20 protein-coding genes are annotated in these 18,151 nt (G+C 69.7%); 10 read left to right on the forward strand and 10 right to left on the reverse strand.

Annotated features, from left to right (window positions below; translation table 11 throughout):
* Positions 1 to 36 precede the first annotated feature (36 nt).
* Positions 37 to 1,359 (forward strand): MFS transporter, encoded by a 1,323-nt coding sequence (locus tag QRN30_RS12565; RefSeq protein WP_017886577.1) that lies wholly within the window; start codon positions 37 to 39, stop codon positions 1,357 to 1,359.
* Positions 1,360 to 1,536: 177 nt separating this feature from the next.
* Here QRN30_RS12565 and QRN30_RS12570 read toward each other — a convergent pair whose 3' ends face one another.
* Complete coding sequence (locus QRN30_RS12570) at positions 1,537 to 2,184, reverse strand: NAD(P)-dependent oxidoreductase (protein ID WP_250891750.1); 648 nt, start codon at positions 2,182 to 2,184, stop codon at positions 1,537 to 1,539.
* A gap of 108 nt (positions 2,185 to 2,292) precedes the next feature.
* On the opposite strand from QRN30_RS12570, the gene QRN30_RS12575 reads away from it, so the two are divergent.
* Together QRN30_RS12575 and QRN30_RS12580 are read left to right on the forward strand one after the other, a co-directional pair.
* Positions 2,293 to 2,655: a winged helix-turn-helix transcriptional regulator gene (locus tag QRN30_RS12575; RefSeq protein ID WP_017886575.1), complete on the forward strand. Its 363-nt coding sequence runs from the start codon at positions 2,293 to 2,295 to the stop codon at positions 2,653 to 2,655.
* Between the two features lie 67 nt (positions 2,656 to 2,722).
* Positions 2,723 to 3,754: an NADPH:quinone reductase gene (locus QRN30_RS12580; RefSeq protein ID WP_263137322.1), complete on the forward strand. Its 1,032-nt coding sequence runs from the start codon at positions 2,723 to 2,725 to the stop codon at positions 3,752 to 3,754.
* A 103-nt stretch (positions 3,755 to 3,857) separates the two neighbouring features.
* Here QRN30_RS12580 and QRN30_RS12585 read toward each other — a convergent pair whose 3' ends face one another.
* Together QRN30_RS12585 and QRN30_RS12590 are read right to left on the reverse strand one after the other, a co-directional pair.
* The gene (locus QRN30_RS12585; protein WP_017886573.1) at positions 3,858 to 4,043 is read right to left on the reverse strand and encodes a hypothetical protein; all 186 of its coding nucleotides are present in this window, start codon (positions 4,041 to 4,043) and stop codon (positions 3,858 to 3,860) included.
* A 41-nt stretch (positions 4,044 to 4,084) separates the two neighbouring features.
* On the reverse strand, positions 4,085 to 4,894 hold the full coding sequence (locus QRN30_RS12590; RefSeq protein ID WP_284761160.1) for a hypothetical protein: 810 nt from the start codon (positions 4,892 to 4,894) through the stop codon (positions 4,085 to 4,087).
* Positions 4,895 to 5,007: 113 nt separating this feature from the next.
* On the opposite strand from QRN30_RS12590, the gene QRN30_RS12595 reads away from it, so the two are divergent.
* Together QRN30_RS12595 and QRN30_RS12600 are read left to right on the forward strand one after the other, a co-directional pair.
* The gene (locus QRN30_RS12595) at positions 5,008 to 5,904 is read left to right on the forward strand and encodes a patatin-like phospholipase family protein (RefSeq protein ID WP_284761161.1); all 897 of its coding nucleotides are present in this window, start codon (positions 5,008 to 5,010) and stop codon (positions 5,902 to 5,904) included.
* Positions 5,901 to 7,934 (forward strand): S9 family peptidase, encoded by a 2,034-nt coding sequence (locus QRN30_RS12600; RefSeq protein WP_284761162.1) that lies wholly within the window; start codon positions 5,901 to 5,903, stop codon positions 7,932 to 7,934. Before QRN30_RS12595 ends, QRN30_RS12600 begins: the two co-directional genes overlap by 4 nt.
* 61 nt (positions 7,935 to 7,995) lie before the next feature.
* On the opposite strand, the gene QRN30_RS12605 is transcribed toward QRN30_RS12600, so the two are convergent.
* Positions 7,996 to 9,201, reverse strand: a complete 1,206-nt coding sequence (locus QRN30_RS12605; RefSeq protein WP_284761163.1) for a glycosyltransferase — start codon at positions 9,199 to 9,201, stop codon at positions 7,996 to 7,998.
* Positions 9,202 to 9,263: 62 nt separating this feature from the next.
* Here QRN30_RS12605 and QRN30_RS12610 point away from each other — a divergent pair, with 62 nt between their 5' ends.
* Both QRN30_RS12610 and QRN30_RS12615 read left to right on the forward strand, forming a co-directional pair.
* On the forward strand, positions 9,264 to 10,160 hold the full coding sequence (locus tag QRN30_RS12610; protein ID WP_017886568.1) for a UbiA family prenyltransferase: 897 nt from the start codon (positions 9,264 to 9,266) through the stop codon (positions 10,158 to 10,160).
* Positions 10,157 to 11,596 carry a phytoene desaturase family protein gene (locus QRN30_RS12615; RefSeq protein WP_284761164.1) on the forward strand — a complete coding sequence of 480 codons (1,440 nt, stop codon included), beginning with the start codon at positions 10,157 to 10,159 and terminating at the stop codon, positions 11,594 to 11,596. Before QRN30_RS12610 ends, QRN30_RS12615 begins: the two co-directional genes overlap by 4 nt.
* 60 nt (positions 11,597 to 11,656) lie before the next feature.
* Here the strand turns inward: QRN30_RS12615 and QRN30_RS12620 are convergent, their stop codons facing one another.
* The gene (locus QRN30_RS12620; protein ID WP_420920895.1) at positions 11,657 to 12,850 is read right to left on the reverse strand and encodes an acyl-CoA dehydrogenase family protein; all 1,194 of its coding nucleotides are present in this window, start codon (positions 12,848 to 12,850) and stop codon (positions 11,657 to 11,659) included.
* 47 nt (positions 12,851 to 12,897) lie between these two features.
* Here QRN30_RS12620 and QRN30_RS12625 point away from each other — a divergent pair, with 47 nt between their 5' ends.
* Both QRN30_RS12625 and QRN30_RS12630 read left to right on the forward strand, forming a co-directional pair.
* A complete protein-coding gene (locus tag QRN30_RS12625) occupies positions 12,898 to 13,506 on the forward strand; it encodes a QsdR family transcriptional regulator (protein ID WP_017886565.1) in 609 nt (202 codons plus the stop codon).
* Positions 13,503 to 13,946 (forward strand): acyl-CoA thioesterase, encoded by a 444-nt coding sequence (locus QRN30_RS12630; RefSeq protein WP_017886564.1) that lies wholly within the window; start codon positions 13,503 to 13,505, stop codon positions 13,944 to 13,946. The genes QRN30_RS12625 and QRN30_RS12630 overlap by 4 nt, the downstream gene beginning before the upstream one ends.
* 5 nt (positions 13,947 to 13,951) lie before the next feature.
* On the opposite strand, the gene QRN30_RS12635 is transcribed toward QRN30_RS12630, so the two are convergent.
* Both QRN30_RS12635 and QRN30_RS12640 read right to left on the reverse strand, forming a co-directional pair.
* The gene (locus QRN30_RS12635) at positions 13,952 to 14,392 is read right to left on the reverse strand and encodes a VOC family protein (protein WP_017886563.1); all 441 of its coding nucleotides are present in this window, start codon (positions 14,390 to 14,392) and stop codon (positions 13,952 to 13,954) included.
* Positions 14,393 to 15,145: 753 nt separating this feature from the next.
* A complete protein-coding gene (locus tag QRN30_RS12640) occupies positions 15,146 to 15,325 on the reverse strand; it encodes a hypothetical protein (protein ID WP_284761165.1) in 180 nt (59 codons plus the stop codon).
* Positions 15,326 to 15,410: 85 nt separating this feature from the next.
* Between QRN30_RS12640 and QRN30_RS12645 the strand changes: the two genes are divergently transcribed.
* Entirely contained in the window at positions 15,411 to 15,974 is a 564-nt protein-coding gene (locus tag QRN30_RS12645; RefSeq protein WP_284761166.1) for a hypothetical protein, read from the forward strand.
* Between the two features lie 122 nt (positions 15,975 to 16,096).
* On the opposite strand, the gene QRN30_RS12650 is transcribed toward QRN30_RS12645, so the two are convergent.
* The 3 genes from QRN30_RS12650 to QRN30_RS12660 form a co-directional block, all read right to left on the reverse strand.
* Positions 16,097 to 16,243: a hypothetical protein gene (locus QRN30_RS12650; protein WP_284761167.1), complete on the reverse strand. Its 147-nt coding sequence runs from the start codon at positions 16,241 to 16,243 to the stop codon at positions 16,097 to 16,099.
* A gap of 87 nt (positions 16,244 to 16,330) precedes the next feature.
* Positions 16,331 to 16,987 (reverse strand): MAE_28990/MAE_18760 family HEPN-like nuclease, encoded by a 657-nt coding sequence (locus QRN30_RS12655; protein ID WP_284761168.1) that lies wholly within the window; start codon positions 16,985 to 16,987, stop codon positions 16,331 to 16,333.
* 1 nt (position 16,988) lies between these two features.
* Positions 16,989 to 18,089, reverse strand: a complete 1,101-nt coding sequence (locus QRN30_RS12660) for a DUF262 domain-containing protein (protein ID WP_284761169.1) — start codon at positions 18,087 to 18,089, stop codon at positions 16,989 to 16,991.
* Positions 18,090 to 18,151: the final 62 nt, after the last annotated feature.

Consider the following 18,151-nt stretch of genomic DNA (forward strand, 5'->3'; position numbering starts at 1 on the left):
ACCAGATCCACACCGACGTCCGGAGAACCCCGCACCGTGAGCGCGTCACCGACGACCCTCCCCCCGCCCACCGAACCGCTCCCGATCCAGGCCACGCGACCGCCGTGGCGCCACACGCTCATCGCCCTGTCCGTGCCGAACTTCCGGCTGTTCACGGCGACGAACCTGGTCGCGATGACCGCCGGCTGGATGCAGCGCATCGCCCAGGACTGGCTCGTGCTGCAGCTGACCGGCTCGGTCGCGCAGGTCGGCATCACGGTCGCCTGCCAGTTCGCGCCGATGCTGCTGTTCGGCCTGCTCGGCGGCGTGCTGGTCGACCGGTTCTCGAAGCGCGCGCTCATGATGATCACGCAGGGCGTCTTCGCCGTGCTGTCCGCTCTGCTCGCCGTGCTGACGCTCGCCGGCGTCGTCGAGGCGTGGCACATCTGGGTGATCGCGTTCCTGGTGGGCATGGTCACCGTGATCGACAACCCGGCCCGGCAGGTGTTCGTCACCGAGATCGTCGGGCACAAGCACCTGCGGAACGCCATCAGCGTGAACTCGTCGGTGTTCCAGCTCGGCGGCATGATCGGTCCGGCACTGTCGGGGGCTCTGCTCGTCGCGGTCGGTGCCGGCTGGTCGTTCGGCGTGAACGCGATCGCCTGTGTCGCCGTCGTCGTGACGCTCGGGTTCCTGAAGGTCTCCGAACTGCACCGCACGCCCCCGGCACCGCGGGGCAAGGGGCAGCTCGTGGAGGGCCTCCGCTACGCCGTCAACAAGCCGACGATCATCGTGCCGGTGATCCTCGTGGCGTTCTTCTCGGTGTTCGCGTTGACGATGCCGGTGCTGCTGTCCGCCTTCGCGTCACAGGTGTACGACGTCGGCGCCGGTGGCTACGGGGTGTTCAACTCCGCCGTCGCGATCGGCGCCCTGGTCGGCGCGCTGCTGTCCACCCGTCGGGCCGTCGTGCGGCTCCGCACCATCGTCGGCGGGGTGTTCTGGACGGGCGTGCTGCTCGTGGTGTCGGGGTCGATCCCCGCGATCGCGCCGTTCACCGTCGCGCTCGTGGCCGTGGGGATGTCGCAGCTGCTGTTCCAGACCGCGTCGAACTCGCTCGTGCAGCTGTCGTCGAACGTGGCGATCCGCGGCCGGGTGATGTCGCTCTACGTCCTGGTGCTGCTCGGTGGACAGGCGATCGGCGGCCCGCTGATGGGCCAGGTCGTCGACCGCTTCGGTGCGCACGTGGGGATGATGGTCGCCGGTGGCGTGCCGGCTGCGGCCGCCGCGGTGATCGCGCTCGTGCTCGCCCGCCGAGGGGGCCTGCACCTGGCGGTGCGGATGCGACACCACCTGCCGGTGCCGGCGATCGTCGCGCACTGACGCGGGACTTCGCGGTGACCACCCGCCGGCCTGGAGGCCCGTGGCGGCCCCGCCCCGCGCCTCCCGTCCGCCCCTTGGTCGCGCCAGGCCGTACGCAAAACACCGGTGTCCACGCTCGACGCCGCGGAATCCCGCGGTGTGTTGCGCGAACACCGGTGTCCCTCGAGGGGCAGTGCCTCAGTAGGCGACGCCGAAGCGCGTCTGGTGGTGCGCCGGGGTGACGATCTCGTCGACGAACGCGATCGCGTAGTCGGCGCCGGAGATGTCCGAGTTGCCCGCGGCGTCGGCGAGCAGGACCTCGTCCGAGGCGCGGTAGGTGCCGCGGCGCTCGCCCGGGTTGTAGCTGCCGAAGGCCGCGGCGGGGCTCACGTAGAACCAGTCGACCTGGGTGTCCGAGACGCGGAGGGCGTCGAGGATCTGCGCGTGGCTCTTCGCCTCGCCCTTGAAGGCGTCCGGGAAGCCGTCGGTGTCGAAGAGGCGGGGGCCGTCCTCGGACACGCGCATCGAGCCGGCACCGCCGACGATGCCGAGCCGCGCGCCAGCCGCGGCGGCGGCGTCGACGAAGTGCTGGAACTTGTCCTTCAGCTCGCTGCCGTCGGCCTGCACGGCGTGGAGCGAGACGACGACGACGTCGGCACCCTTGGTGACCTCGGACACGAAGTCGGCGTCGAACGCGTCGCCCTGCGCCAGGGTGAGGCCCTCGGCCGGCTCGAGCTTGCTCGTGTCGCGGGCGACCGCGGTGACGGTGAGGCCGCGGGAGAGGGCCTCGTGGGTGATGGCGGAGCCGGCGTAGCCGGTGCCTCCGAAGACGACGATGTTGGTCATGGTGTTCCCTTCGTGGACGTTCTGGGCGTCGGTGACGTTGACAGTCACCGTACAAGAGTTACTCTCTTTGAGTAAGTAGGCACCTGACGGTGCGTTGCGGAGGACACCATGTCAGCACTCGAGTACAGCCCCTACGCGGCGGACTGCCCCAGTCGGCAGCTGCTCGACCGCATCGGCGACCGCTGGAGCGTGCTGACGATCGGCGTCCTCGCCGACGGTCCCGCACGGTACTCGGCGGTGGCGGCCCGGGTGCAGGGGGTCTCGCAGAAGATGCTCACCCAGACCCTGCGGGCACTCGAACGCGACGGCATGGTCACGCGCACGGTGTTCCCCGAGATCCCGCCGCACGTGGAGTACGAGCTGACCGATCTCGGACGGTCCCTGCGCACGGTCCTCGTGCCGCTGGAGGACTGGGCGACCTCGCACATGCCCGACGTCGCGGTGGCGCGCGAGGGGTACGACGCGCGCTGAGCTCCGGCGCGCGCAGCGCTCCGGCGCGCTCGGAATCCCCGACGGTGACGAGTGGTTGCCTGGGGACATGCGATCGATCGTCTACACGAAGCCCGGTGCCAGCAGCGTCCTCGAACTCGTCGAGCGGGAGATCCCGGAACCCGGCGCGGGCGAGGTCCGCGTCCGCGTCGTCGTCTCCGGCGTCAACCCGACCGACTGGAAGGCCCGCGCCGGCGGCACGTACGGCGACGGCCTGCCCTTCCCCGAGATCACGCCGAACCAGGACGGCGCCGGTGTGGTCGACGCCGTGGGCCCCGGTGTCGAGGGACTGGCCGTCGGTGACCGCGTCTGGCTGTTCATGGCGGCGGCGTCACGGCCGACCGGCACCGCGCAGGAGTACACCGTCGTCCCCGAGTCCCGCGTGGTCCCGCTGCCCGACGGGGTCTCGTTCGACGTCGGCGCCGCGCTCGGGGTCCCCGCGATGACGGCGCACCGAGCCCTCACCACCCACGAGGACGGCCCCGCCCGACTCGGCCCCGGTGCCCTGGACGGCTTCACCGTGCTCGTCGCTGGCGGTGCCGGTGCCGTGGGGCACGCCGCGATCCAGCTCGCCCGCTGGGCCGGAGCGACCGTCATCACGACGATCAGCTCGGACGCGAAGGCAGCGCTGGCGACGGCGGCCGGCGCGCACCACATCGTCAACTACCGCGAGGAGGACGCCGCAGAGCGCATCCGGTCGATCGCGCCCGACGGCGTCGACATCGTCGTCGAGGTCTCGATCCCGCAGAACGCCGCACTCGTCGCGGACGTGCTGGCGAACCACGGCGTCGTGTCGATCTACGCGAACAACGGCGGGGACGAGGCGAGCCTGCCGATCCGGCCGAACATGACCGTGAACGCCCGCTACCAGTTCCTGCTGCTCTACACGATCGGTGACGAGGCGCTGTCCGCTGCGGCCGGGGACGTCACCGAGGCGCTGCACGACGGCGTGCTGCCGGTCGGCGAGGACGCCGGTCTGCCGCTCACCCGGTTCGCGCTCGAGGAGACCGCCCGGGCGCACGACGCGGTCGAGCAGGACACGGTCGGCAAGGTGCTCATCGACGTGACCGAGGCGCCGTAGCCGCGACACCGGATCCCACTCCGGCTCCGGCTGCGGATCGCCGGACGACGAACGGCTCCCACGCATGCGTGGGAGCCGTTCGTGGTGGACGATGCGGGAGGGGTCAGCGACCCAGACGCGCAGCGATGGCAGCGGTGACCCGGATCCGGGCTGCTGCGCGCTCGCGCTCGATGTTGGCGGCGATGACGTCGAGGTCTTCGTAGTCGGCGTCGGTGGTGGTGTCGTTCCAGTTCGGTGAGGAGATCCGGGCACGCCCGAACGACGGCGGAGCAGGGTTCACGGTCGTCATGGGGGCATCGTACGTCGAGCGTCCGACAGAGCGTGTGAGCATCACGGGCCTTTCCTTGGATTGCGGTCGCGCTCGGGGAACGAGTAGGTCAGCGAGAACGCGACGGCCATGAACGACGCCATCATCGCGATGTTCTTGGCGTCGAGTTCGGTGAAGGCGTCGGGGACCGGGGAGTCGACGGTGAGCATGCCGAACGAGTACTGGTCGGACCGGATCACCACCGACACGTACGAGGAGTACCGCGGTTCGAAGCCCGGCACGTCCTGGTCGACGTCGACGTCGGCGGAGCGGTCGCCGACGATCCGGGGTGATCCCCCGACCAACACCCACTCGAGGTTGCGGTCGCCGTAGGGCGTGCCCGCGCGGAAGACACCGGCGGTGTCGCCGGCGCCGGCGTGACCGATCGGCTCGAGCGCCCGCAGATCGGTGGACAGCTGGTAGACGTTGGCGCGGACGTCGGGCACCTTCGGCAGCAGGTAGAACGCCAGGGCCACGGCGACGCGGTCGGCGACGACGGAGAGTTCGCCGTGGCGCTCGGACCGGCGCAGTTCGGTGAGCCGGACGAGCCGGGTGGCGATCTGACCGAACGCGTACCGGACGGCCGTCGACTGCTCGAGCTCCGCCGCGGTGGCGTTGTCCTCGGCCACCGAGCGCGCGGCGTCGCTGCGCCGGGTCCGGACCACCTGCACCGTCACCGCGGCGACGAGCACGACGAGCCCGAACGCGACGAGCGAGAGTCGGACCGCCGGGGCGACGAACAGGTTGGGCAGCTGGAACGCGGCGGTGGGCGCAGCAGCCACCACGATCGGCCACACGACCGTGCCGACCCGTCCTGAACGCTGATGCCCCATGACGACGACGCTAGGTCACGCCACCGACTCGGACGGAGTTGTCCACAGGTCGGTTCTCCACAGGATCCGACGGCCTCCACCAGCCCGTCGCACGCAGCTGGTAAGCAGGACCCATGACCGACGTCAGCACGCCCGTTCCCGGATCCAGAGCCCTCGTCCTCGGTGGCGGAGGTGTCGCCGGCATCGCCTGGGAAGTCGGCGTCCTCGTCGCCCTGCAGGAAGCCGGCGTCGACCTCGACGCCGCCGATCTGGTCGTCGGCACGAGCGCCGGCAGCGTCGTCGGCGCCTTCGTCCGGAACGGTGCCGTCCAGCAGGCCCACGACCAGCAGCACAGCCCGGCCCCCACGACCTACGAAGAGCCGGCACCGATCGACGTCGAAGCCGTGCAGCAGCACATCGGCGCAGCACTGCAGGGCGCGACCGACGAACAGGACGCCCGCGCTCGACTCGGCCAGGCCGCCCAGCAGGTCGTCGGCGGGCAGAGCGACGACGAGCGCATCGTGACCTTCGGCGAGACGCTCCCGTCCACCGAGTGGCCGGAGAAGCCCCTCGCCGTCACCGCGGTCGACGCCACCGACGGCACCTTCCGCCTGCTGACCGCAGCGGACGGCGTCCCGCTCCCCCGCGCGGTCGCCGCCAGCTGCTCGGTGCCCTTCGTGTGGACCCCCGTCAGCATCGACGGCCGCCCCTACGTCGACGGCGGTGTCCGCTCCGGCACCAACGCCGATGCCGCCGCCGGGTACGAGCGGGTCCTCGTCATCGCCTGCGGACCCGAAGGGCCGTCACCGTGCGGACCCTGGCTCGACGTCGCGGTCGAGGCCCTGCGCGCCGGTGGCTCGTCGGTCGAGGTCGTCGTGGCCGACAGCGCGTCCCAGCAGGCCTTCGGCACGAACTCGCTCTCGCTCGCCACCCAGGCGCCGTCGGCCGAGGCCGGCCACGCCCAGGGCACCGCGGTCGCCGAGCATATCGCCGCCTTCTGGGCCGAGGACCTGGCGAGCGTGCACGCATGAGCGCCCCGTTCTCCGACCTCGACCAGTACATCGCGCTCCCCCGCGTCGACGGCATCGACGTCAGTCCGGACGGCACTCGCGTCGCCCTGACGGTCAGTGCACTCGATCCGGACGGCACCGGTTCCCGCCGGTCCATCTGGCAGGTGCCCACGTCGTCGACCGACGACAGCCGGTCCGCTGCGCGCCCGGTCCGCCTCACCCGTTCCGCCAAGGGCGAGGGCGGCATCGCCTTCACCCGCACCGGCGACCTGCTCTTCGTCTCCGCCCGGCCAGACGCGGACGCCAGCGACCTCGAGGCGGCACAGCTCTGGGTGCTGCCCGCCGCGGGTGGCGAGGCCCGCCCGCTCACCCGTCTCGCCGGGGGTGTCGGTGGCGTCCTGGCCACCGCGTCGTCGTCGGACGTCGTCGCGCTGACCGCCGACCTGCTGCCGGGGGCCGGTTCCGACCCGTCGACGGTGCTCGAGGCCGACGCCGGGCTCCGGAATACCCGCAAGGACAAGCACGTCCGCGCGATCCTGCACGAGACCTACCCGGTGCGGTACTGGGACCACGACCTTGGTCCGGCCCAGACCCATGTCCTGACGCTCGACACGGCCGGCGGCGCGGACGAAGTCGCTCAGCCCGTGGACCGCACGCCGTCCCCCGGCCGCTCCCTCGACCACGTCAGCGGAGCGCTCACCCCCGACGGATCGGTCCTGCTTGCAGCCGTGGGTGTCCGGGAGGCCCGTGGACACCGCTCGACGCTCGTCACCATCGACCTGTCCAGCGGCCACCGCACGGTGCTGTTCGACGACGTCGACGTCGACCACGAGATGCCGGCGCTCAGCCACGACGGTCGGGCGATCGCCTGGGTCCGCACCGTCCGCTCCACCCCCGCCGGTGCGAACCAGCAGGAGGTCTGGTCGGCCGGCATCGACGGCTCCGACGCCCGCCGCATCGCGACCGACTGGGACCGTTGGCCAAGCGAGCTCGTGTTCGAGCACGGCGACGGGGCGCTCCTGGCGGTCGCCGACCAGGACGGCCGCGCGCCGGTCTTCCGCATCCCGCTCGACGGCGGCGCCGTCGAGCAGCTGACGCACGACGACTGGGCGTACTCGAGCCTGCGCGTGGCGGAGGCGACGGGCGTGGTCGTGGCACTCCGGGCCTCCTGGGCGGCGCCGCTGCACCCCGTGCGGATCGCGACGGACGGTACGGTGACCGCGCTGGCGACGCCGGCGCCCCTGCCGGACGTGCCCGCCCACCTGGAAGAGGTCGAGACGACCGCTGCCGACGGTGCCCGTGTGCGCGGCTGGCTGGTCGTACCCGAAGGCGACGGGCCGCACCCGCTCGTCCTGTGGATCCACGGTGGGCCGCTCAACTCCTGGAACCAGTGGTCGTGGCGGTGGAACCCGATGCTGCTCGCGGCACGCGGGTACGCCGTGCTGCTGCCGGACCCCGCGCTGTCCACCGGTTACGGGCTCGACTTCGTGAACCGCGGCTGGAACGCCTGGGGGCAGGCGCCGTACACCGACCTGATGGCGATCACCGACGTGGTCGAGGCCCGAGCCGACATCGACGCCTCCCGAACCGCGGCGATGGGCGGGTCGTTCGGCGGGTACATGGCGAACTGGGTCGCCGGGCACACCGACCGGTTCCGGGCGATCGTCACCCACGCCAGCCTGTGGGCGCTCGACCAGTTCAACGGCACGACGGACTCGTCGCAGTACTGGTCGTCGATCTTCGACGCCGACGGGATCGCGGCGAACGACCCGCACCGGTTCGTGGGCGACATCACGTCACCGATGCTCGTCATCCACGGCGACAAGGACTACCGGGTGCCGATCGGCGAGGGGCTGCGGCTGTGGTCCGAGCTCGCGGAGCACCACGCGGCGCCGGACGGCTCGATGCCGCACCGGTTCCTGTACTTCCCGGACGAGAACCACTGGGTGCTCTCCCCGCAGCACGCCGTGGTCTGGTACGAGACGGTGTTCGCGTTCCTCGGGCAGCACGTGCTCGACCAGGAGTGGGAGCGACCCGAGCTGCTCGGCTGAGCGACACGTCCGGACCGAAGGAGCAGCCGCCGACGATCCCTGCCCGCGCCGCGACCACGGCTCAGAGGGCTTCGAGCACGTCGAGCGCCCGCTCGACCCCCTGCTCTGCCCGCATCCGTCGACCCACGTCGGCGGCACGGTCGCGGCGGGTCAGGGCATCGCGCATCGCGGGTTCGAGCGTGCCCGCCGACACGCGACGCAGCGGAACCGGAGCGGCGGCCACGCCCTGTCGGTGCAGCTGCGCGGCCCAGAACGGCTGGTCCGCGGTGACGGGCACGACGACCGCGGGCACGCCGGCGCGGGCAACGGCGTGCGCGGTACCGGCCCCGCCGTGGTGCAGGGCGAGCGTCGCGCCCGGCAGCACCGCGTCGAACGGCGTCGACCCCACCGCCAGCACGTCGGGGCCACGGAGCTCAGCCGGCAGCGCGAGGCCGCCCGCCCCGGTGACGAGCAGCACCCGGAGGCCGTGGGAACGGGCAGCCGTGACGATCGCAGACCCTCGAGCCGCTGCGTCCCGCGCCGTCCCCGTCGCCATGGACCCGAACGAGGCGACGATGAAGCGACCGGCCCGCAGGAAGTCGCCGACCTCGGGGTCGAGTGACGCCGACGGTGTCGCCTCGTACCAGGCCCCCGTCTGGTGCACCCGCTCGGGCCAGTCGTCGGGCCGCGGGAGCAACGCGGGACTCACAGCCATGAGCGTCGCACGCGACGGCGACCGCCGCGCGGGACGACGGCCGCCCGGCAACTCGGCGGCGGCGCGCACCACGTCGGCGTCGAAGAGACGGGCGACGGCGCGGGGGACGGCGTAGGTGGACCGGTTGCGCGGGCCGAGGTCTCGGGTCGCCGTCGGGCCTCCGGCGGCGGGGAAGCGCTCGCTCGGGGTCGCCACGGGTGCGAACTCCACCAGCACGCGGGGGACGCCGAGCGCGTCCGCCACCATCGGAGCGCTCAGGATCAGCGGGTGGTGCACCACCACGCCGGGGCCGAAGTCGACGCTCTCCCGCACCGCGGCCGCGAGCATCCGGCGCATCGCAGGACGCACCTCGGTGCGCAGGTGGTGCGCGAGCCCTCGAGGGGTGCGCCGGACGGGGAACAGCACCCGGTGCGCGTCCAGGCCGAGGCGCACGGTGTCGACACCGTCAGGCGCGACCGCGTCGTCCGGCAGCGCCAGCCGCACCTGGTGTCCGCGGGACAGGGCACGTCGTGCCAGTGCGGCGAAGGGCTCGACGTCGCCACGGGTGCCGGCGGTGAGCAGCATCATGCGCATCCGACCAGTGTGGCGGGGAAGCCGGCGCCCGGCGTCACCGTCGGCCGGGTACGCTCGGGCCCGTGACTGACGGACTCGAGCGGATCCCGCGAACCGCGCTGTCCGGGATCGGACCGGCCGTGCGCCGGCTCCTGCTCATCTCGCGACCGGTGCTGTGGATCAACACCATCGGCTCCGGGCTCGTTGCCGTGTGGCTCACCGGCGCGCTGTTCGACGTGCGGGCGTTGCCGCTCATCCTGTGGCTCACCCTGCCGTTCAACCTGCTCATCTACGGCGTCAACGACATCTACGACCAGGACACCGACGCGGCCAACCCCCGCAAGGGGTCGATCGAGGGTGCCAGGATCCGACAGTCCGAGGTGCGACTGATCGCCTGGGCCGTCGCGGTCGTGAACGTCCCGTTCCTCGTCTACTTCTCCATCGCACTGCCGCCGCTCGCGAACGCGGTGATCCTGCTCTACGCGGGTGTCTTCGTCTTCTACTCCGCACCGCCGCTGCGGTTCAAGGCGCGGCCGTTCCTCGACTCGCTGAGCAACGCCGCGTACGCGCTGCCGCTGGTCATCGTCCCCGCGGCGCTCTCGGTCACCCCGGTGTGGCCGGCTGCCCTCGGCCTGATGGCGTGGAGCGTGGCCAAGCACGCCTTCGACGCGGTGCAGGACATCGAGGAGGACCGCCGTGCGGGCATCACCACCACCGCGGTCCGGCTCGGCGCGCGCGGGACGGCATGGTGGAGCGGGTCCTGGTGGATCGCCTCGACGGCACTCTTCGCCGTGGTGAGCGTGCCCGTGGCCGCAGTCAACCTGCTCATCGCCGGCATCCTGGTGGTGTCCCTGCTTCGTGATCCGACGCCGGAGACCGGTCACCGCCTGTACCGTCTGTCGGTCGCCTTCCCGTACATCGCGGGGTCGTTCGTCGGGGTGCTCCTCATGGTGTCGATCGTGTTGGGAGGCCGCTCGTGAGCCGCATCGTCGTGGTCGGGGGCGGGATCGGCGGCCTGACCGCCGCCGCGCTGCTCGCACGTGCTGGCCATCGGGTCACCCTGCTCGAATCCTCCGCAGAGCTCGGCGGCAAGAGCCGGCGCATCCACCTGGGTGCGGACCGGATCGACACCGGCCCGTCGTTGATGACGTTCCCCGCCGTGTGGGACGAGTTGCTGCGGCGACTCGGCGACGGCGCGGACGCGGGCGCACCCGAGCGCACTCGCGATGCCGGTCACCTCGACCTGGTGCGGATGCCCGAGGTCGGTCGCTACTACCACGACGGCGAGGAGACCTCGCTGCCGGTGGCGCCCGACCACCCGTGGTACCCCGCCTGGCGCCGGTTCTCGGACCTGCACGCACCCCTCGCCGACGACGTGACCGAGCTGCTGCTCGCCGACCCCCTCGACCGCGCGGCCCTCCCGGCGCTCCGTCGGCTCCTGGCCGTCTACGGTTCGCGACTCACGACGCGCGCCTACCTGGACGGCCTGCCGTGGCTGCCGGACGGGCTGCGCGAGATCATCGCGATCCACACCCTCAACGCGGGCGTCTCGCCGGCACGCACCCCGGCCCTCTACGCGAGCATGCCGGCGATCATGGCGGAGACCGGTGCCTGGGTGCCGCGCGGCGGGATCTACGAGATCGTGCTCGCGCTGGGCCGGCTGGCCGAGGCCGCCGGAGCCGAGGTGCGCACCGGCGAGGCCGTCACCCGCATCGAGCGCGGGTGGGTCACCACCGAGGTCGGGCGGTACCCGGCCGACCTCGTCGTCAGCGCCGTGGACGCCGACCGCCTCACCACACTGACGGGCCCGTCGCGGATCCCACCGCTCCCCCGTCTGCGTCCGCGCACCCTCTCCTGCTCGGCCGTCGCGGTGTACGGCGTCCTCCGCCAGGAGTTGCCGGCGGACCTCGCGGCGCACAGCGTGGTGCTCCCGACGAAGCCGGCGGCACTGCACCGCAGCCTGGAGGCCGGCGACGAGCCGGCGGACACCATGGTGTTCGTCAACCAGTACCGCGCGGGCGAGGTGTACCCGAACGGGCGCAGCACCGCAGGGATCCTGCTCACCGCGCCCGCCGACGGCGGTCACTACACGGCGGAGCACCCCTTCGTGCGGCGCGAGGTCGACCGTGTCTCCCGCGCGATGGGACTCGACGGGCCCCTCACCGACCTGCTCGACGAGCAGGTCGTGCTCGATCCGCAGTACTACGGCGAGGGCGGCGAACCACACGGGGCGCTCTACGGAGCGGCACGTCCGCCGTGGCTGAGCGGGCCGTTCCACCGTCCCTCGTACAACGACCCCTGGCGGCCCTGGCTGTGGCGGGTCGGTGCGTCGGTCCACCCCGGCGGCGGCGTCCCGGCGGTGGTGGGTGGCGCGATGATCGCGGTGAACCGGCTGCTCAAGTCGACACCGGCCTGACACGAACGAGCGAACCGGCGAACCAGCGAACCGGCGAACCGCTCCACACCAGCCGGGCAGTTACACGAACGCGGCCTGCCCGGTGATCGCCCGGCCGACGATCAGGGTGTTGACCTCGCGCGTGCCCTCGTACGAGTAGATCGCCTCGGCATCGGAGAAGAACCGAGCGACGCCCTTGTCGAGCACGATGCCGTTGCCGCCCTGCACCTCGCGGCACCAGGCGACGGTCTCGCGCATCTTCGAAGTGGCGAACGCCTTGGCCATCGCGGAGTGCTCGTCGCCACCGACCCCGGCGTCCTGCATGGCCGAGGCCTGCGTGCAGAGTGCGATCGAGGCCGTGATGTTCGACAGCGACTTGACGAGCAGGTCCTGCACGAGCTGGTGCGCGGCGATCGGCTTGCCGAACTGGACCCGCTCGCGGGCGTAGGCCAGGGCGGCCTCGTACGCGCCGATCGCGATGCCGACCGCCTGCCAGGCGACCTCGGTGCGGGTCAGTCGGAGCACCTCGGCGGTCGAGCGGAACGACGTGGCGTTCTGCAGCCGACGCGACTCGGGGACACGGACGTCCCGCATGACGATGTCGGCGTTCTGCACGCCGCGCAGCGCGATCTTGTCCTCGATCTTCGTCGCGGTGAAGCCAGCGGTGTCGGTGGTGACCAGGAAGCCCTTGACCTGGCCGTCGGCGACGTCCTTCGCCCAGATCACGACGACGTCGGCGAAGGTGGCGTTGCCGATCCAGCGCTTCTCGCCGTCGAGCACCCACTCGTCGCCCTCGCGCCGCGCGGTCGTGCGCAGGCCCTTGGCGGAGTCGCTGCCGGAGTACGGCTCGGTGAGTCCGAAGGCCCCGATGACCTCGCCGGCGGCCATCCGTGGCAGCCACTCCCGCTGCTGCTCGTCACTGCCGGCGACCGCGATGGAGTTCATCGCCAGGCCGGACTGCACACCGATGAAGGTGGCGACGCTGGCGTCGACCCGGCCGAGCTCGAGTGCTGTCCACCCGCGGTAGACGGCCGAGTTCTCGAACCGGCGCACCATCGGGACGCCCGGCCCGTACATGCCGAGCTCGGCGAGCGGCGCGATGACCTGCATCGGGAACTCGGCGCGCGCCCAGTACTCGTCGGCGATCGGCCGGACCTCTTGCTCGAGGTACTGCCGGAGCTGCCCGAGCGACGCACGCTCCTGCTCGGTGAGCTGCTGCTGGAAGCCGTAGAAGTCCGATTCGAGCAGGGCCGTGGCGGGCATGGTCGTTGACATGGGAACCACGATGCATCATTCTCGAAAACGTTGCAAGAGAGGATCGCGTGTACACATCAGACTCTGCGCTGCGCGCCTTCCGGGAGGCCCGTCACACCTTCATCGCCGGGTCGCGGATCGACATGGGGGCGTTGGCTGCCGCACTCGGCGTCGATCGCACGTCACTGTTCCGCTGGGTCGGCAACCGTGACCGGTTGCTGTCCGAGATCCTGTGGTCCCTCGCCGTCCCGACGCTCGACGGGGCAACCCACGCCGCCGACGAGATCGGAGCGACCGGGGCAGCCCGGCTCGTCGTCGTGCTCGACCGGTTCACCGCGGACCTGATCGACGCCCCGTACTTCCGGGCGTTCCTGACCCGCGAACCGGCTCGGGCGATGCGTCTGCTGACCACCTCGGAGAGCGACGTGCAGAGCCGGTTCGTCGCCCGGGTCACCGCACTCATCGAGCAGCAGGAGTCGTCCGGTACGTTCGATCCGGCACCGTTGTCGGCTGAGGAGCTCGCACGGCTGCTCGTCCGGATCTCCGAGTCGTTCACCTACGCCGAGTTCATCTCCGGTGAGACCCCTGATCCCGACCGGGCACGTGCGGCGTTCGAGTACGTCCTGCGGCCCGACGCGGTGCACGCCACACCCGCACCACCGATCGGAGACCGATGACCATCGACGAGTACCCGTTCCGCCGCTCCTACCCCACCAGGTGGAACGACAACGACATGTTCGGGCACGTCAACAACACGATCTACTACTCGGCGATGGACAACGCGTCGACGTACTGGTTCCGCGAGTTCGCCGGGCTCGACCCGTTCTCGTCGGAGTGGATCGCCGTGCTGGTGTCGTCGAGCTGCCGGTTCGTGGAGTCCGCCGTCTGGCCGGACGTCATCGAGGTCGGGATGCGCTCGAAGCACCTCGGCACCACGAGCCTGTCGTGGGAGTTCGGCCTGTTCCGGCAGTCCGACGGGGCGCTGCTCGCCACGGGTGAGTTCGTGCACGTCATCATCGACCGTGAAGGTGCCCGTCGTCCGATCCCGCTGCCCGCCGAACTCCGCGAGCTCGTCACGGGTTCGATGGTCGCGCAGCAGCCCGCCGTCGCCGACTGAGGACCTCAGCCCTTCAGCGCAGCCAGCTCGAGGTTGATGTCGTCGGGGTCCTGCACGGACAGGATCACCATGCCGGCGTCGCCGAGGTCGGTGACCTCGCCGTGCTCGACCCCTGCGGCGTCGAGGCGTGCAGCCGCCTGGTGCAGCTCGTCGACCGACCCCACGACGAAGCTCACGTGGTCGAGGCCGACGGTGTCAGGGTCGAACGTCTGCCCCGCCGGGGCGACCGGACGGAGCCCGAACACCTGGTCGCCGAGCCGGAACACGGAGCCGCCGTAGAAGCGCTCACGGTCCTCGCGCACGCCGGGCTCGTCGACCTGGTCGCTGAAGTCGATCGCCGGGTCGGTGCCGAGCAGCTGCTGGTAGAACGCCTTGCTGCGGTGGATGTCGGTCACGGTGACACGGACGTGGGCCAGGGCGGTCGGGCGTGCGAACGGCTCGGTCATGGTGGAGCTCCTCAGGGTTGCGCGCCGTGGTTGCGACGCGCACCCGAGGCAACCCTCGGTGCCTCCGAAGCACCCGAGGCCGTGCGGCGACCGGACAGCCGCGCGCACGACGTTCCGCACGCCGCACAACCAGAGCGCCCCCGAACCACGCGATCGCACGGTTCGGGGGCACTTCGGCTGTGCAAGCGGCGCTGGACCCGAACGCCAGCGCCGCAGTCCGGGGTCAGATCAGGTCGTCGGTCAGGTGGTTGGGCGTGCCCAATCGAACCTGATGCGCCATGAAAGCTGGTGCCACGGCAGCACGCGGGGCAAGTTCCGCCGCAAACCTGCCCCGCCCAGATCCGCGTAGTTCCGGGGATGGGATAGAGGCCAGGAACAAACTGGGCCGGAACGACCAGTGTTCTTAGGTCTTTTGGGAAGCGTGTACCCACTTTGCCCCCTCCTCCGCAGCACCATGGGGATCGGGGGCCGACTCAACTGCCACCCCGCGTCACGGCGACCGCTTCACCCCGGCCGCCGAGTCCCCCGATGCCCTCCACCGCCGGGCGCTGGTCGCGGAGTCCGCGGAACTGAACCGCCGCACGGGCAAGCTGGACCACGCCCTGTCGAGCACCTCGAACCCGCCGACTGATCCGCGCCGCCGCCTCCTCGAGGATCTGCGCGCCCGGCAAGCCGAGATCCTGGCCCAGCTCGAGGACTGAAGCGGGCAGCACGAAGGGACGGACATTCGAGTCGCCCGGCCTCCGCGTCGGACTACTTCTCCGTGACGACGCCGCCCGGCTGCGGACCGCCTGCCAGGTAGCGGTAGGCGAGCGCCAGTTCGGAGACCGAGCTGGGCGTGGAGCCGCCGATCGCTCCGGCCTTCTCGATCCGCTTGAGCAATGCCAGCTTCGCGGCGTTGAGTGCCTCGAGCACTTCGTCCCTGTCGGTCATCGTGGTTCCTCTCTGTAGGTGAATAGGTCTCACAGAGTACGGAGCGCCACCGACATTCACGCCAGCCCCGCTCTACATTGGAGGCGTGCCCGAACAACACTCGGAGAATGAGGAGCGCTACTTCAAGAGCGCCGACCAGCTCCGCACCGCCCTGCTTGACGTGTACGACAACTTCCGCGAGGACCTGGTGGATAGCGGCGGAGAGGTAGAGGTGTACGCCTCGGTCGAGAACGCTGTGCAGTGGCAACTGGCGGAGCACGGCTTGGACTTGCACGCCGCTCTAGAACGCCTCGAACGCACAGGAGCTGCCCCGAAGTCCGCGTACGCCTCAATCGAGCGACGAGCGCTGGGTAGCAGGCGACGCATGCATGTTGAGGGCACGCTGTTCCTTTACGCCGACTGGCAGGGGCCAGACGGGCTTTCCCTGTCTGCCGAGTACGTAGGTGCCGATGCGGACGACGTGCTGCGTGTGCACGCAGCGATAGAGCGGCTGTTGACTCACCACGGGCGCGCGGAGCCGTACCACCCGCTTAAACTGAAGTCAGAGACCACGCCCGCTCGCTGGTTCGAGAGTCAGTGGTTCGGAGGTCTGATTGGAGCCATCGGCGGATCGGTGCTGACGTACTTCCTACCCAAGCTCTTCGGCTGACACGACGTCCCCCGATCCGCCCGGCCCGCCCAGCGCTGCGCGTGGCCCCGGCCGCTGGACGCGGGGTCTCGCGTGCTGGCGGCGCGTCCGCGGGTCGCTGGCAGGCTCCGGGCTGATCCGCACTAGTAGCTGCCGGACTTGCCGTTGTCCTCGAAGCGGGCGACGACGACCCAGCGCTCCTGGTGGGCGAGCACATCCAGATCCGAGTGCCGGCCCGCGATCGACGTGGAGCGCTGGTTCTCCTCTGAAAGTCGGACGGAGAGAACCACTCGTGACTTCCTGCCTCAGATCATGGCGCTAACGGACGGGTTCGGTGTCCCGAACGGTGCGGAGTACGCCGCTCCGGACGCCAGCACCTAGGCAACGTCCGACCTGTAGGACCTTTGAGCGATCGAATTCGACAGCTGGGTCCCGACTTCGCCCATCATCTGCAGCACGATCACAATCAACTCAAGCACGCTGTCCGGATCCGGTACAACCGCACCGCCGTGGGCGATGTCGTTGCGCGCATCGCAAAGCCTGGTATCGATCAGGTGCTGACGCGTCTCAAACGGCGCGATGTCCAATCCTAGGGATGTGAATATCGAAGACAATCTATCGAACCGGAGATTCGATCCGGTCTCGACAACACCCCGCTTTGGGAGTTGAGCACGCTTCGCGCTAAGAGCCAGGAGGTCTTCCACGAAGTCCGCAGCGAAAGCGGGATCAACCGCCATCCTTTCGAACTTGTGCCGGACCGCCGTCACCAGCAGGGGTTTATCCAACTCACCGTACGTGAGCCTTCGCTTCGCCACAAAGTCCAAGTAAGCTTGCAGAACCTGTTTACTAAAACCCTCCCAGTGGGCGTATAGGAGTGCCACAGAGGATCGCAGTATCATACGAGCGAATGGCCGACTTAGTTGCTCAGGATTCAGTCGTTCCACCTCGGTGCGCATGGCTTCGATTTCCATTCGACGCCATCCGAAAGCATCATCGATACTGTCCGCAAATGCCTCCGCGGTTGGAGCGGCCATCTCAGGCGAAGTATTCGCGGCCGAAGTGCACCAGACGCGGCATTCTCCGGCGAGCACTAACGCCGGTACCACTGTTGTCGCGGAAGGCCGGCTCGTTCCACATCGACTTAATTCTGTCGGCCAAGTCGGCAGGCGTTCGCTTGGCCCACTTTGCGTGCGAACCCGCAAGCCCCGACACAATTGCTTCGAAGGCCGAGATTGAGAACGCCCCAAGGAAGCGCAGCTTCTCGGCGTCGTAGCGCCGGAAAGCATCCTCTCCAAGAGCCGCGTCGAGCAATTCGAAGGCCTCGTTGAAGGAGTTTTCGTGCGCCGCGAGGTCAAAGTTTCCAGCCTCAGCCGCTTCACGCATCCAGGCTGTCAGGTACTCACCAAACTCCTGCGGCAGTTCACCTCGCCCGCCGTCGAAATCCTTGTAAAGGTGGAAGCGAAGGACTAGTTCCTGTCGGAAACCTTCATCTTCCTTCCTGCTCGTCAACGGGACGGTGTTTTTGAATTGCACCCCTGTGCTGAGATTCACAAGCCACCGATACATCGGAGCGTTCAGCATCACGAGAAGACAGTTCCGCGCTTCTTGCGCAGACAATTCGGTACCAGAATTCAACCTTTGGAAGAGGTCGTATTTCGCATCTTTGTCGCTTTCCTTCTTGATGATGCGGAAATCAAGCTTCGCGCGCTTGAAGTCGCGTCGCTGAACCTCGTCGAACGAGAGGATAGCGTCGTTACCACTTTCCCACACATAGCCCTCGAGAGAAGGAAGGTATTCCGTGGCACGCAGCGGCTCTGCCTCGACCGCGTTGCCATCTTCATCTGCGTAGACTCCGACGAATTGGAGCAGGGTAGAAAGGCGCTGCACGCCGTCGATCACGTCCCACACTCCATCCGAACGCTGGGAAACGAAGATGGTCGGGACCGGAATGCCGAGCAAGATCGACTCGACTAAACGCGCTTTTTGCTCCTCTGTCCAGCGGAAAATCCGCTGAAACTCGGGATGCACGTCCAAATCGCCATCTCGATACAGCGACATCATTTCGCCGATTGACATCGAATATCCATCGGTCTTGATCTCACGCGAGCGCGTTTCGATCTCATCTACGAGAGCCACGTCGATACTCTAGGTGATCTCGCGCAGAAGCGCTCGACAGGGTCTACCCGCGTTCTAGGGTC

The organism is Curtobacterium sp. MEB011 (assembly GCF_030209655.1).
Classification (GTDB): domain Bacteria; phylum Actinomycetota; class Actinomycetes; order Actinomycetales; family Microbacteriaceae; genus Curtobacterium; species Curtobacterium poinsettiae.

Bases quoted from the DNA above. Each gene is read 5' to 3' on its own strand.
- QRN30_RS12640 (WP_284761165.1), bottom strand. From the start codon at position 15,325: ATGACCGACAGGGACGAAGTGCTCGAGGCACTCAACGCCGCGAAGCTG.
- QRN30_RS12580 (WP_263137322.1), top strand. From the start codon at position 2,723: ATGCGATCGATCGTCTACACGAAGCCCGGTGCCAGCAGCGTCCTCGAA.
- QRN30_RS12655 (WP_284761168.1), bottom strand. From the start codon at position 16,987: ATGGCCGCTCCAACCGCGGAGGCATTTGCGGACAGTATCGATGATGCT.
- QRN30_RS12590 (WP_284761160.1), bottom strand. From the start codon at position 4,894: ATGGGGCATCAGCGTTCAGGACGGGTCGGCACGGTCGTGTGGCCGATC.
- QRN30_RS12620 (WP_420920895.1), bottom strand. From the start codon at position 12,850: ATGTCAACGACCATGCCCGCCACGGCCCTGCTCGAATCGGACTTCTAC.
- QRN30_RS12635 (WP_017886563.1), bottom strand. From the start codon at position 14,392: ATGACCGAGCCGTTCGCACGCCCGACCGCCCTGGCCCACGTCCGTGTC.
- QRN30_RS12575 (WP_017886575.1), top strand. From the start codon at position 2,293: ATGTCAGCACTCGAGTACAGCCCCTACGCGGCGGACTGCCCCAGTCGG.
- QRN30_RS12605 (WP_284761163.1), bottom strand. From the start codon at position 9,201: ATGCGCATGATGCTGCTCACCGCCGGCACCCGTGGCGACGTCGAGCCC.
- QRN30_RS12600 (WP_284761162.1), top strand. From the start codon at position 5,901: ATGAGCGCCCCGTTCTCCGACCTCGACCAGTACATCGCGCTCCCCCGC.
- QRN30_RS12595 (WP_284761161.1), top strand. From the start codon at position 5,008: ATGACCGACGTCAGCACGCCCGTTCCCGGATCCAGAGCCCTCGTCCTC.
- QRN30_RS12585 (WP_017886573.1), bottom strand. From the start codon at position 4,043: ATGACGACCGTGAACCCTGCTCCGCCGTCGTTCGGGCGTGCCCGGATC.
- QRN30_RS12570 (WP_250891750.1), bottom strand. From the start codon at position 2,184: ATGACCAACATCGTCGTCTTCGGAGGCACCGGCTACGCCGGCTCCGCC.
- QRN30_RS12630 (WP_017886564.1), top strand. From the start codon at position 13,503: ATGACCATCGACGAGTACCCGTTCCGCCGCTCCTACCCCACCAGGTGG.